This window comes from Halomarina litorea (assembly GCF_024227715.1).
In the GTDB taxonomy this organism is placed as follows: Archaea; Halobacteriota; Halobacteria; order Halobacteriales; family Haloarculaceae; genus Halomarina; species Halomarina litorea.
The window spans coordinates 1,948,452-1,960,731 of record NZ_CP100448.1; the positions used below are offsets into that span (position 1 = coordinate 1,948,452).

General features: G+C 68.8%; 16 protein-coding genes. 8 read left to right on the forward strand and 8 right to left on the reverse strand.

Annotation, left to right across the window (positions count from 1 at the left end):
- Positions 1 to 25: 25 nt before the first annotated feature.
- Both NKG96_RS10650 and NKG96_RS10655 read right to left on the reverse strand, forming a co-directional pair.
- Positions 26 to 1,966: a DEAD/DEAH box helicase gene (locus NKG96_RS10650; RefSeq protein WP_438267348.1), complete on the reverse strand. Its 1,941-nt coding sequence runs from the start codon at positions 1,964 to 1,966 to the stop codon at positions 26 to 28.
- A 137-nt stretch (positions 1,967 to 2,103) separates the two neighbouring features.
- Positions 2,104 to 2,436, reverse strand: a complete 333-nt coding sequence (locus NKG96_RS10655; RefSeq protein ID WP_254534913.1) for a hypothetical protein — start codon at positions 2,434 to 2,436, stop codon at positions 2,104 to 2,106.
- 183 nt (positions 2,437 to 2,619) lie between these two features.
- Between NKG96_RS10655 and NKG96_RS10660 the strand changes: the two genes are divergently transcribed.
- From NKG96_RS10660 to NKG96_RS10680, 5 genes are read left to right on the forward strand one after another with little or no spacing between them, the layout of a single operon-like run.
- A complete protein-coding gene (locus tag NKG96_RS10660) occupies positions 2,620 to 3,087 on the forward strand; it encodes a 6-pyruvoyl trahydropterin synthase family protein (RefSeq protein ID WP_254534914.1) in 468 nt (155 codons plus the stop codon).
- 1 nt (position 3,088) lies between these two features.
- Positions 3,089 to 3,877 carry a 7-carboxy-7-deazaguanine synthase QueE gene (locus tag NKG96_RS10665; RefSeq protein WP_254534915.1) on the forward strand — a complete coding sequence of 263 codons (789 nt, stop codon included), beginning with the start codon at positions 3,089 to 3,091 and terminating at the stop codon, positions 3,875 to 3,877.
- A 47-nt stretch (positions 3,878 to 3,924) separates the two neighbouring features.
- The gene (queC, locus tag NKG96_RS10670) at positions 3,925 to 4,641 is read left to right on the forward strand and encodes a 7-cyano-7-deazaguanine synthase QueC (RefSeq protein ID WP_254534916.1); all 717 of its coding nucleotides are present in this window, start codon (positions 3,925 to 3,927) and stop codon (positions 4,639 to 4,641) included.
- A gap of 25 nt (positions 4,642 to 4,666) precedes the next feature.
- Positions 4,667 to 5,671 carry an alcohol dehydrogenase catalytic domain-containing protein gene (locus NKG96_RS10675; RefSeq protein ID WP_254534917.1) on the forward strand — a complete coding sequence of 335 codons (1,005 nt, stop codon included), beginning with the start codon at positions 4,667 to 4,669 and terminating at the stop codon, positions 5,669 to 5,671.
- 54 nt (positions 5,672 to 5,725) lie between these two features.
- Positions 5,726 to 5,923, forward strand: coding sequence for a hypothetical protein (locus NKG96_RS10680; protein WP_254534918.1), 198 nt, complete (start codon positions 5,726 to 5,728; stop codon positions 5,921 to 5,923).
- 105 nt (positions 5,924 to 6,028) lie between these two features.
- Here the strand turns inward: NKG96_RS10680 and NKG96_RS10685 are convergent, their stop codons facing one another.
- Complete coding sequence (locus NKG96_RS10685; protein WP_254534919.1) at positions 6,029 to 6,481, reverse strand: hypothetical protein; 453 nt, start codon at positions 6,479 to 6,481, stop codon at positions 6,029 to 6,031.
- A 623-nt stretch (positions 6,482 to 7,104) separates the two neighbouring features.
- Here NKG96_RS10685 and NKG96_RS20900 point away from each other — a divergent pair.
- On the forward strand, positions 7,105 to 7,227 hold the full coding sequence (locus tag NKG96_RS20900; RefSeq protein WP_256558084.1) for a hypothetical protein: 123 nt from the start codon (positions 7,105 to 7,107) through the stop codon (positions 7,225 to 7,227).
- A gap of 102 nt (positions 7,228 to 7,329) precedes the next feature.
- Here NKG96_RS20900 and NKG96_RS10690 read toward each other — a convergent pair whose 3' ends face one another.
- From NKG96_RS10690 to NKG96_RS20905, 4 genes are all read right to left on the reverse strand, one after another.
- Entirely contained in the window at positions 7,330 to 8,748 is a 1,419-nt protein-coding gene (locus NKG96_RS10690) for a hypothetical protein (protein ID WP_254534920.1), read from the reverse strand.
- Positions 8,745 to 9,464 (reverse strand): ABC transporter ATP-binding protein, encoded by a 720-nt coding sequence (locus NKG96_RS10695; RefSeq protein WP_254534921.1) that lies wholly within the window; start codon positions 9,462 to 9,464, stop codon positions 8,745 to 8,747. Before NKG96_RS10695 ends, NKG96_RS10690 begins: the two co-directional genes overlap by 4 nt.
- Positions 9,465 to 10,024: 560 nt before the next feature.
- A complete protein-coding gene (locus NKG96_RS10700) occupies positions 10,025 to 10,591 on the reverse strand; it encodes a peroxidase-related enzyme (protein ID WP_254534922.1) in 567 nt (188 codons plus the stop codon).
- Positions 10,592 to 10,622: 31 nt separating this feature from the next.
- Positions 10,623 to 10,754 (reverse strand): hypothetical protein, encoded by a 132-nt coding sequence (locus tag NKG96_RS20905; RefSeq protein ID WP_256558085.1) that lies wholly within the window; start codon positions 10,752 to 10,754, stop codon positions 10,623 to 10,625.
- A 69-nt stretch (positions 10,755 to 10,823) separates the two neighbouring features.
- On the opposite strand from NKG96_RS20905, the gene NKG96_RS10705 reads away from it, so the two are divergent.
- Positions 10,824 to 11,306 carry a metal-dependent hydrolase gene (locus NKG96_RS10705; RefSeq protein WP_254534923.1) on the forward strand — a complete coding sequence of 161 codons (483 nt, stop codon included), beginning with the start codon at positions 10,824 to 10,826 and terminating at the stop codon, positions 11,304 to 11,306.
- Positions 11,307 to 11,333: 27 nt separating this feature from the next.
- On the opposite strand, the gene NKG96_RS10710 is transcribed toward NKG96_RS10705, so the two are convergent.
- Positions 11,334 to 11,588: an MTH865 family protein gene (locus NKG96_RS10710; protein WP_254534924.1), complete on the reverse strand. Its 255-nt coding sequence runs from the start codon at positions 11,586 to 11,588 to the stop codon at positions 11,334 to 11,336.
- A gap of 220 nt (positions 11,589 to 11,808) precedes the next feature.
- On the opposite strand from NKG96_RS10710, the gene NKG96_RS10715 reads away from it, so the two are divergent.
- Positions 11,809 to 12,261 carry a ferritin-like domain-containing protein gene (locus NKG96_RS10715; RefSeq protein WP_254534925.1) on the forward strand — a complete coding sequence of 151 codons (453 nt, stop codon included), beginning with the start codon at positions 11,809 to 11,811 and terminating at the stop codon, positions 12,259 to 12,261.
- Positions 12,262 to 12,280: the final 19 nt, after the last annotated feature.

Genomic DNA, 12,280 nt, shown 5'->3' on the forward strand with positions numbered 1-12,280 from the left:
TCGTACGGTGAGAGTCGAGGCCGACTCAGTCCTCTTCCTCTTCGGTCGCCTCCGTCCCGTCTTCCTGTTCACCCGCATCCTCGTTCGCGTCCTCGCCGTCGGCCACCGCCGCCACCTGCGGTGTGTCGCGTTCGGTCACGCGAATCCCCTTCTCGGCGAGGTGGCGGGTCTGCTGGCGGGCGAAGTCCTCCTCGGTCGTCCCGCGCGTCGCGAGGACGTACATCAGGGCGCTCCCGACGGGGCGCATCGTCCGTCCGGCGCGCTGTGCGCCCTGCCTGCGTGACCCACCGAGGCCGGAGGCGACGATGGCGACTTCCGCGTTCGGGAGGTCGATGCCCTCGTCGCCGACCCGCGAGATGACGAGGACGTCGCGCCCCCCCGAACGGAACTCGTCGAACAGCACCTGTCGCCGGTGGTGGCGCATCTCCCCGGAGACGAACGGGACGTCCAGCGCCTCGCTGATGGCCTTCCCCTGGTCGAGGTAGTCGACGAACACCAGCACCTTCGCCCCGGCGTGCTCTTCGAGGAGCGTCCTGATGGCGTCGAGTTTCGCGGGGTTCTCGGAGGCGATTTGCCGGCGTTCGTGGCCGTCTGCGCTGGCGTACTCGTTTCTGGCCATCTCGTCGGCCCACGGGACGTAGCGAATCTCGACTTCGGGTTCCGCGACGAAGCCCGCCTCGAACAGCGCCGCCCAGTCGGTGCCGATGGGCGGGCCGATGAGCGTGTAGATGTCTCGTTCCCGGTCGTCTTCCCGGATGGGTGTCGCACTGAGTCCGAGGCGGTGTTTAGCCTGCAGGTCGGCGCTCCGCCGGTAGATGCGACTCGGGATGTGGTGGACCTCGTCGTAGAGGATGAGCCCCCACTTCCGTTCGTCGAACAGCATCCGGTGGCGGTCCATCCCCGCTGTCTGGTAGGTGGCGATGGTGACGGGCCGGACGTCCTTCGTCCCGCCGTGGTACTCGCCGATCTGGTCGGGTTCGAGGTTCGTGTGGTTCAACAACTCCTCGTGCCACTGCTCGGCGAGGTCACGCGAGGGGACGAGAATCAGCGTCTCGCCGCCGACGGCGGCCATGGCGGCCATCCCGGCGACGGTCTTGCCCGACCCCGGTGGGCCGACGAACACGCCCGATTTCCGCTCCATGAACTGTTCGACCCACGACGTCTGGTAGTCTCGCAGGTCGAGGTCCAGTCGGATGTCGATGGGGTCGCCCGTCTCCAGTTCGCGGCGGTCCTGGACGGGGTAGCCCGCCTCGTAGAGGATGCGCTTTATCTCGCCGACGGCACCGTCGACCACCCACGCCTCCGAGTCGGTCACCATCGCGCGGATGTGCTCGCCCTGGTCGAGTTTCTGCCGGGCGACGTTACCCATCAGGTCGTCGCTCCCCGCCCGGAGGATGGTGTAGCCGTCGTCGTGAGTGAGGAGCGTGAACTTGTGGGCGCGTTGCCACTGGTTCTCGACCCACTCCTCCAGGTGCGGCGAGCGCTCCGGGAGGACGTCGCGCATCGTCCGCAGGAGGTCCGCGAGGTGGTCGTAGGGCGCCTGCCAGACGTCCTCCTCGCGAATCTTGTAGATGTACGCCCCGTTCCGCGTGGAGTCGACGAGGTGGGCGAACTGGGCGAGTTGCGCCCGCGTGAACTGCCGGGGGTGTTCGACGACCACTTCCCGGCGGTCCGGAAAGAGGATGCGGTGTTCTCGCTCGGCGAACGACTGGAGGTCCGTCGGGTACCAGACGACGGGGTCCGAGGAGACGTCCGCGTGGGCGATTCGTCCGGCGTCGGCCAACCCGTCGAGCAGGTCCGTCGCCTCCGCCTGCGAGCACTCGAGGAGTCGCGCCACCTGACTGGCCGTCACGACGGGTCGGCGGAGTCGCTGGGCGATGGCCTGGAACTCCTCGGCGCTCAGTTCCGGCCCCGACTCCGCCGCCGATTCGGACGCCGCCTCCTCGTCCGATTCCGTATCTGACACTGCGTCGGGGTAGGAGGTACCGATTGAAACCGATTGCGTCGTCGGCGCCCGCCGTCGCCGTACCGGACTGCGACCGCGAACGGTGGTGGCGAGACGGCGATGCGGGCCGACTACGGGGGAGTCGGGAGAACAGCCGACTACTCGCCGCTGACGGAGACGTCCTCTAAGACGAGGCCCACGTCGTCCACCGTCACCTGCACGGCCCCGACGTGGTGTTCTTCGCCGTTCCAGACGACGGTGAAGCCGTCCGTGCCCACCGTCGCGTCCTCGACGGTGTAGGTGGCGTGGTCGACGGACCAGTCGGGGAGACCGGTCCCGCTCACCTGCACGTCGCTCACCGTCACGGTGAGGTCACGGACCTCGAACGCGTCGCTCTCCGAGTCGGTACCCGTCGCCGCGGACGCCCCCGCGGGGACGACGGCCATCGACGCCACGAGCGCGACTACCAGCACTGCCACGGTTCGGTTCATGGGTTGCACTCCCGGCTACGGCGGGGACCCTACATAGAGGGGGACGACCGTCCCCACCGTTCCGCACCATCCCGCCGACGGGCCGGGTGCAACGACCGCAACCGGGGTCCGATAACGACCGATTAGAAGGGGGCGGAGCGTCGGTTCGGCAGGGTTTATGTACTCGCCGGAGAACCCCCAGATATGACTGAGAGAGTGCTCGAAGGTGACTCGGGCCGTATCTCCGGCGAGCGAACCCTCCACGTCGGCGGGGACCGGCCTATCCGCATCAGCACGGGCCACCGTCTCCTGCACCACGAGGGGAAGTGCTCGCGACCACACGGCCACAACTACGAGGTAGCCGTGACCGTGCGGGGAGAACTCACCCCCGAGGGGTGGGTCGTCGACAAGGGAGAGGTGACGGCGGTCGTCGACGAGTGGGACCACCGCTTCCTCGTCGAACGGGGCGACCCCCTCGTGGAGGCGTTCGAGGCCAGCGGCGACGACGACGCCCTCGTCGTCATCGACCACCCGCCGACGGCGGAGGTGATGGCCGTCGTCCTCGAACGCCGTCTCCTCGACCGACTGCCCGACACCGTCAGCGACGTGGCGGTGAGCGTCGCGGAGACGAGCGAACTCAGAACCGGACCTGCGGCGGGAGTGGACCACTGAGATGCCCGTCGACGCAGACGCCGGGGTGGGGACCGGGGGTTCCGACAGGGCCGACGACCCCGAATCGGGGGACCTCCCGGTCAACGAACTGTTCTACTCGCTGCAGGGCGAGGGGAAACTGGCGGGCGTCCCCTCGGTGTTCGTCCGGACCAGCGGCTGTAACCTCCGCTGCTGGTTCTGTGACTCCTATCACACCTCGTGGGAGCCGACGCACGCGTGGATGGACTTCGAGGGGATACTGGCGGAGGTCGAGAGCCACGACGGGGCGGACCACGTCGTCCTGACGGGCGGCGAACCGCTGATTCACGACGCGTCGGTCGAGTTGCTGGAGCGACTCGCCGACCGGGGCTACCACATCACCGTCGAGACGAACGGGACCGTCTTCAGGGACGCGCCCATCGACCTCGCGAGCGTCAGCCCGAAACTCGCCTCCAGTACGCCCACGGCCGACCGCGACCCGAACGGCGACGGCGAGTGGGCCGACCGACACGAGGCCCGGCGGGTGGACGTGGAGGCCACCGCGCGCCTCTGTGAGCAGTCCGACGCCCAGTTGAAGTTCGTCGTCACTGGGCCGGACGACCTCCCCGAAATCGAGGGACTCGTCGACCGGGTGCGAGAGGTGTCGAGCGCCCCGATCCGGGATTCGGACGTGCTCCTGATGCCCGAGGGGACCACACGGGAGGAGTTGGACGACCGACGGAACGAGGTGGCCGAACTGGCGATGGTCCACGGTTACCGGTACACGCCGCGCCTGCACGTCGACCTCTGGGACGACGCGCCGGGGACGTGAGCGACCGAGCGACGACACGCGAACGATACACGGACGACACACGAGACATGACAGACACGACCGAGACACACAGCGACGGGGACCGGGCGGTGGTCCTCGTCTCCGGCGGGATGGACAGCGCAACGGCCGTCTACGAGGCACTCGACTCCGGCTACGACCCGTACTTCCTGCACACCTCCTACGGCCAGCGGACCGAGACGAAGGAGTTCGAGTGCGCCGAGCGACTGGCGGCGGAGGCGGGCGCGGCGGAGTTCCTGCACGTGGAGACGGACCACCTCGCGCGCATCGGGGGGTCCTCGCTCACCGACGAGTCGATGGCCGTCGAAGACGCCGACACGGACAGCGAGGCGGTGCCGGCGACGTACGTCCCCTTTCGGAACGCGAACCTGCTGTCGATGGCCGTCTCGTACGCCGAGGCGAACGACGCGACGGCCGTGTTCATCGGGGCGCACTCCGAGGACTTCGCGGGCTACCCCGACTGCCGACCGGCGTTCTTCGAGGCGTTCCAGCGAGTCGTGGACGTGGGCACGCACCCCGACACCCACGTCGGAATCGAGGCGCCGTTCGCGGAGTGGTCGAAGACCGACATCGTCGAACGGGGGCTGGAACTGGGCGTCCCGTTCGAGCACACGTGGTCGTGCTACCGCGACGAGGAACCCGCCTGCGGGACGTGTGACTCCTGTGCGTATCGGCTGGAGGCGTTCCGGAACGCCGGGACGCGCGACCCCATCCTCTACGCGGAACGGCCGGAGTACGAGGACTGAAGACCCCGCCGTGTGAGGGTGGCCCATGCGAGTCGCTGCCTTCGCCGACCTCGTCGGCCCGGACGGTGTCGAGATTCAGGACCACGACGACCCGGAACCGGGGCCGGGCGAGGCCGTGGTAGACGTCGAGGCCTGCGCCATCAACCGCCACGACCTCTGGATTCTGGAGGGGGACTCCGCGATGGTTAGCGGTGAGGACCTCCCGTTCGTGACGGGACTGGACGTCGCGGGCGTGGTGGCGAGCGTCGGCGAGGGCGTCTCGTCGGTTGAACCGGGCGACCGGGTCGTCCTCTGTCCCAACGAGACGTGTGGCACCTGCGAGTTCTGCCGCGAGGGGCCGGAGAACCTCTGTGAGCGCTTCTCGCTGTTCCACGGTGGCCTCGCCGAACGGGCGTGCGTCCGGGCCGACCGCCTCGTCGCCCTCCCGGACGGGGTGGACGCGACGGCGGCGGCGGCCATCCCGACGGCCTACATGACGGCGTGGCACATGATTCGCCGCGCGGACGTCTCGCCGGGCGACAGGGTGCTGGTCCTCGGGGCGACGGGTGGTGTCGGCGTCGCCTGCGTCCAGTTGCTCGACACGATGGGCGTCCACAGCGTCGGCACGTCGACGTCGCCCGAGAAACTGGACCGACTCGCCGAACTGGGGTGTGACGAACCCGTCGAAGCCGGGGGTCCCGAGGCGGTCCGGGAGTCCGTCGAGACCGTCGACGCCGTCCTGAACCACCTCGCGGGGGAGTACACCGAGGCGGGCCTGCGGGTCCTCCGGCGCGCGGGTCGGATGGTCGTCTGTGGGCGGACGGCGGGCGGCGAGTCGACGTTCGACGTGGCCCGACTGTTCCTCTCGCACCACCGCATCGTCGGGTCGACGATGGGGACGCAGGCCGACCTCGAACGACTCGTCGACCTCGTCGCCGAGGGCGCGTTCGACCCCGTGGTGGGCGAGGAGTACCCGCTGGACGAGACGGCACAGGCGTTCGCGGACATGCAGTCGCGCGACCTGTTCGGGAAGTCCGTCGTCCGCCCCTGAACCCCGGCGCGCGCCGAGGAAAGATTCATGACCTCGGACATGGTATGGTCCGACATGGCAGACACGAAACGTGGCCGCGAGCGCAAAGGGTTAGAGAAGGAGCGACAACTCACCCAGCGTCTGTACGACCACGAACTCGCCAGCACGCTTCCCGAGGCCGACGTCGACGTCGAGATCGAACCGGACCCCGCGGACCTCGATGCGGAAGCGCTCGAGGACAGTCTGCTGGTCGCCGAGGAGAGCGACGACTGAGAGTCGGCAGTTCACACCCGCTTTTCACACGACAGTCATCCGGGAGAGCTATCGCGGTCCGACCGAGCGGGTCGTACGACCCGGTGCGGCGGGGACGCGCCGGAGTCACTCGGTCACGTCGGGGACGAACCCGTGCGAGCGCAGACCGTCGCGGCCCGTGAGGAGCATCCACGCCGCGAGGGCGAAACACGGCAGGCCCGCGAACAGCGCGAAGTACATCACGGCGGCGACGGCCCGCCACGGAACGACCTGATAGGCGTCGGTGTTCGGCACGGGCCCGAAGACGCCGAGGGGAACCGCCACCGCGAACGTCAGCGCGGCGGCGAACGTGTACCCCGCGCCGAAGCTCATCGGGACGAGGGCGGTCCGACCGCGGGCGAACACGCCCACGGACACCGCGAGGACGAGGGCGACCACGAGGGTGACGAGCGAGAGCACCGCCTGCTCCGACGCGATGGCCCCGAGCGTCGCGTAGGTGGCCTGCCACCCGAGGACCGTCAGCAGGATAGCGCGCCTGAACGTCCACGTCAGGGTGGTCAGAGCGGCGAGGCTCGTCACGCCCACCACCTCGAAACCGGGCGAGTGGTCTCCCCCTTCCCTCCCCGTCGGTGCATGACATACCGAGAGGAATGATGATAGATAAGCCCATCGACTAAGCTAGTAGACATTTCGACAGGTGTCCGGAACCGAACGGTCACTCGTCCGACTGCTCCGTACCGTCCGAGACAGTCCAGGGGTCGAGAACGACGCGGGCCGAACCCGCCGACGTCGACCACTACCCGGATGGCCGTTAGGGGTCCATTTCCGTCCCACGTTTCGGCGTTCGAATCGCGGCGGAGTCCGACAGAAGCGACCGCTTGCGACCGGTTCGCGCCTCACCCGGTCATTTCATCCTCTGGTGGAGTGCTCGGGGGACCGACGCGGGGCGACGACGTGTCGAGACCCCGAGAGAGTCGTGCCACGGACGTCGTCGAATCTGCCGGACCGCCATTGACGGGTTCGACCCCTCGATACCGACGGCCAGCGCACCTCTGTTCACCAGTTCGCCGTCAGGACCGCCGAAAACGGCGAGAGCGGCCGATTTTCCCACGAAATTTCGGACAGTTCAACGAGTTAAGACCTCATTGACTGTTGCATACGCAGGCATAACAAACACCCTCGAATCCGTCGTTGCTACTATCATGTCACGGACACCAACATCGGGCATGCCCGACTTCGGTGAGATGCGTCGTACCCTCCGCACGCTCGCGCGCCGCGAGCAGAACGTGGAACTGCCGGCCGTACAGCCGATGTACGACGAGTAACGGTATCGACTTCTCTCGCGTTTCGACCCCGTCAGCGACTAGCCCGCCGCGAGGACGAGGAGCGTCGGCCGACGACGCCCCCGCCCCGGGTCGGTCTCGCTCTCAGCCGTGGAGGAGGTGTGCCTCCCAGCGCGGGGCGGCCCTGCCGACCAGCCCGTACCCCAGTACGCCGAGCACGGCGGCCAGAACGACGAGACCGCCCGTCAGCCCCGGAGAGACGGGCACGACGAGACCGACGACGAGGACGGGGACGAGCGCGAGGGCCGCGCCCGCCGTGAACAGGGCGAACAGGAACGAATCGAAGAGGAACTCGTTGGGTTCGACGCCGGTGAGGTAGACGGTCAGGCCGAAGAGGTACAGCGAGAGACCGGCGTAGAGGACCCCGCCGAGTGCGAGCGAGGCGGGGGACCCGCCGAGCAGGACGGCGGCTCCGAGGTAGAACGCGCCGCCGACGGGGAGCAGCACGCAGAACCCCACGAGCTTCGCGCGGAACACGTCCGCGACGGACAGCGGGTGGACGCGGTAGCCCTCCAGCGAGTCGAACTGCGTGAGCCAGTTGTACGTCGTGAACGCCGTCAGGCCGAGCAGCGCGCCGAGGGTCACCGCCGCGTCCGGCGTCCGGCCCGTGATGGTCGCCGCGAGGTCGAGGACGGCGACGGCGAACCCCGACACCAGCCCCGCCGAGAGGACGACCTTCAGGAGACCGCCCCCGCTCCGGTGGAGTTCGAGGAGGGAGCGCGCCGCGAGGCCGTGTGGGTCCGCCGGGAGGCGGTCGGCCAGCCACGCGAACCGTGCTTCGACGCGGCGTTCGGGGCGGCGGTAGGTGGGGTCGAACGACCACCACCCCGCGACGGCGAACCCGAGGACGACGGACAGGACCGCCCCGACCCGAGGGGACGTGGGGGCCACGTAGGCACCGTACGGCGTCCACGTCCACAGCGAGTGGCCCGAGAGGTAGACCGCCGTCCCTGCCGCGACGGCGAGAACGACCGCCGCCTTCCCGACCGTCCCGCGCCGTACCGTCCCGACGAGGGTGAGCGTGCCCGAGAGGCCGAGGACGAACGTGGCGGCGAGCGTCGTCGCGAGGCGGGGGGCCGTCGCCGCGAGCGCTCCGTCGCCCGTCGCCAGTGCGTACCCGCCGACGGCGAACGAGAGGGGGAGGACGAACAGCCCCGAGTAGTAGACTGCGTCCTTCAGGAGGAAGACGGCGTACACCCGGCGCTCGGAGACGGGGAGCGTGCGGGCGGCGGAGACGAGGAGCGTCACGTCGCCCAGCAGGTCGTCCAGCGCGTCCGCGCTCAGCAGGCCCACGAGCCCCGTCTGGACGCCGAACAGCGCCACGAGGGCGTGGAGGCCCGCGAGGACGGTCCCCGTGTCGGTGCCCGTCAGGTCGAGGCCGTAGAGCGCCCCCACCGTGAGGGCGGCGACGAACGCCGGGAAGAGCGCGAAGCGCACCCCGCCGAACAGGCGGGCGTGCAGGCGGAACTCCTCACGCAGCATGGCGCGGAGGAGGCCCGTCACGACCCCTCGACCCCCGCGACGAAGCTATCGAGGAGCGACCCGTCGCCCGTCGGCCGTCGGTCGTCGACGAGTGCCCCCTCGCGCAGGATGCCGACGCGGGTGCAGATCTCCTCGGCTACGTCGATGTGGTGCGTCGAGAGGAAGACGGTGTTGCCCGCCTCGACGTACTCGACGAGGAACGACTTCACGCGCTCCTGTACGATGGGGTCGAGGTTCGCCAGCGGTTCGTCGATGAACACGAGGTCCGGGCCGTGGAGGAACGCGCCGGCGATCATCACCTTCTGGCGCTGGCCGCGCGAGAGGTCCGTCGAGAGCGTGTCGAGTTTCTCGCGGAAGCCCAGTCGCGTGGCCCACGAGTCCACCCGCCGGGCGACCGTCCCCGCCTCCAGGTCGCGGACCCGCCCGACGAACGCGAAGTACTCGCGGGGCGTCATGTAGCTCGGCGGGTCCTCGCGTTCGGGGAGGACGCCGAGACGTCGGCGCGTCGCGACGGGGTCGGCGGCGGGGTCGGTCCCGAGGACGCTGACTCGACCCTCGTCGGGGACGCGCTGGCCCGTCAGGAGCGAGATGGTGGTGCTCTTCCCGGCCCCGTTCGGTCCGAGGAACCCGAACAGTTCGCCGCGACCGACGCGCAGGGAGAGCGAATCGAGGGCGAGCACGTCGCCGTAGCGCTTGCTGACACCCTCGAGTGCGAGGGCGTCGCGGTGGTCTGCCATCGAAACAATCAGGAGTTAGAGACTGTTTAACCTTCCGACGAGATGGGGGGCCGCCGTCCTCACCGAGGAGTCGGTGGGTGGTCGGGTCGGCGTCGTCCAACTCGTCGGACGTGACCGCCCCGCGTCGGGGGCGGCGGCGTCGTGACTAGTGAAGGTAGAAAGGTTCGGGCGGTATCGCCCGAGAGTCACACTCCCATGTGACCGACCACGTGGCAGCCACCCGTCTCCGGGCGCTGAGCCACGCTCGTGGCGTAGGAATGTCCCGACATATACGTTTGGGTTACAGGAGTAGCAGCCAGAGCCGCGGAGGAGCGCCCCGCAGAGCGCCGGATGGCGTCACACGACGACCGTTCGCGGTCCGGACGAGGGTCGTCCCGTCGCGACGGCTCGACCACCCTCGCCGTTCGGCGTGGGACGCCACCGACGACGGGCGCGTCGAGCGTGTCGAGGGCATCTAAAATTTCGTTTCGGAGTAGTATCTGTCTAGCACTTAGGTCTGGGTCCGCTTCGCGTTTCGGGTCGACCGGCGTGACAGTGGAGCGGTCCCGGTCACTTCGGCCTCAGCGTCCGAGCGTGTAGAACTCCTCGTTGGGTCGCATGTCCGCCATCGTTGCGAGGCGGTTCGAGAGGTTGTAGTAGGCGACGACGCTCCCGATGTCCCAGATGGCCTCCTCGGAGAAGCCGTGGTCGCGCAGGCGTTCGAGGTCCGACTCCTCGACGTCGCCGGGCGACTCGGTGAGTTTCACGGCGAAGTCGAGCATCGCGCGGTGGGCGGGGTTCAGGTCCGCCGAGCGGTGGTTCGTCGCCAACTGGTCGGCGAGGTGCGGGTCGTCGGCGTAGATACGCACGAGTGCGCCGTGGGCGACGACGCAGTACAGGCAGTCGTTGACCCCGGAGACGGTGACGACGAGCATCTCTATCTCCTCGCGTTCGAGTGCCGTGTCCTCGACGAGGGCGTCGTGGTAGTCGAAAAACGCTCGGAAGTGACTCGGCTTGTACGCGAACGCGGAGAAGACGTTGGGCGTGAAGCCCGCGCGTTCGGTCTCCTCGTCGATGCGCTCCCGGAGGTCCTCGGGCAACTCGTCGCGGTCGGGGACGGGGAAGTTCCGCATGGGTTCCTCTGCCATACCCGGAGTGCCGTCGCCGGGGGTAAAGCCCTTACCACAACCTGCTCAGCGCGAAGAGGACGCCGTATCCGACGAGTCCGGCCGCGAAGACGGCGACGGGGATGAGAAACGGCCCGAACGTGTCGACGAGGGTATCGAGAACCGACAGCAGGAGCACCGACATGGCTCCACTTCACGCGGTACGAGCATAAGGTGTCGCCACGTTCTTGGCCCCCGGTCCGGACCTCTGGGCATGTACTGGCCCGGCCACTGGGGCGTCTCGTTGCTCCTCTACGCCCCCGTCGCGTTCGTCCTGCTGTCGGAAGCCGAGGCCCCCGCGCTCGCCCTCGCCGGGGGCGTGGGCGTCCTCTCGCTGTCGCGCCTCCCCGACGTCGACTTCCGCCTCCCGTTCGTCAGCCACCGAGGGATCACCCACACGCTCCTGTTCGCCCTCGCGGTCGGTGCGGCACTCGGCGGAGCGGTGGCCCTGCTCGCCGAACAGGTCGGGGTCGGCGGGGGACTCGCCCCGTTCGCCGCGTTCGTGGGCGTCTACGGTATCGTCGCGCACCTCGCCGCCGACGTCGTCACCCCGGCGGGCGTCCCGCTCCTCTGGCCGCTGTCGCGGCGGCGCTACTCGTTGGGGCTGGTGCGCGCGAGCAACGGCGTGGCGAACTACCTCCTGCTCGGGGCGGGGACGTTCGCCGTCTGCGCCGCTGTGCTGACGTGGCTGCGCTGAAAACGCGAGGTGGTCGCGGACGGGGTTTCAGTCGAGGTGGCCCTGGTCCTCGAGCTGGTCGAGGATGTCGTCGACGAAGGCCTCGGGCGAGTCGTACGGGAAGTCGCCGCCGCCGAGTTTCGTGTTCAGCTCCATGGCCGTCATGGAGAAGTCGCCGGACTCGAACTTCGTCGAGGGGCCGTTGGGGAGCGCCGGGACGAGGTCCATCGGGCTGTTGATGGGGTAGTCGGCACCTTCGAACGCGTCGATCATCTGCGTGCGGAGTTCCTGTCGGTCTGCCATGTGACAGCGCAACTATCGGTGGTGGGACACAAAAAACCGTATGGAACTCCCGACCGACGGCGGGGAGTTTACCCGACGCGGTGGGGGCAAGCGACCAAGGCCCCGGGGAGAGTACTGTCCAACCGGACAGCGACACGCGCGCGTGTTGCGGACGATCGGACAGGGGCGACCAGTCCGTGTCCGGCCGCGAGGACGCGTGTGATCCGACTGCCCACCCCCCATGACCAACGAGGAAGTAATCGACCTGTTGCGACAGGCGTACAGCGACGAGATGGAGACGGTGATGAACTACCTGACGAACGCCATCGTCCTCGAAGGCGTCAGCGCCGAGGAGGTCAAAGAGAGCCTCCGGGCCGACGCCGAACAGGAGGAACTCCAGCACGCCCAGATGCTCGGCGAGCGCCTGAAACAGCTCGACGCCCGCCCGCCGGCGTCGATGGAGTTCGACCCCCACCAGAAGTCCCTCCAGCCGCCGGAGGACCCCGGAGACGTCCTGTCGGTCATCGACGGCGTCATCGAAGCCGAGAACAGCGCAATCGAGACGTACCGAAAGCTCATCACGGCCGCCGAGGAGGCGGACGACCCCGTCACGGAGGACCTGGCGGTGACCATCCTCGCCGACGAGGAGGCCCACCGGGCGGAGTTCAAGGGCTTCCGCCGGGAGTACACCTGACCACTGGCCTACCGGAACA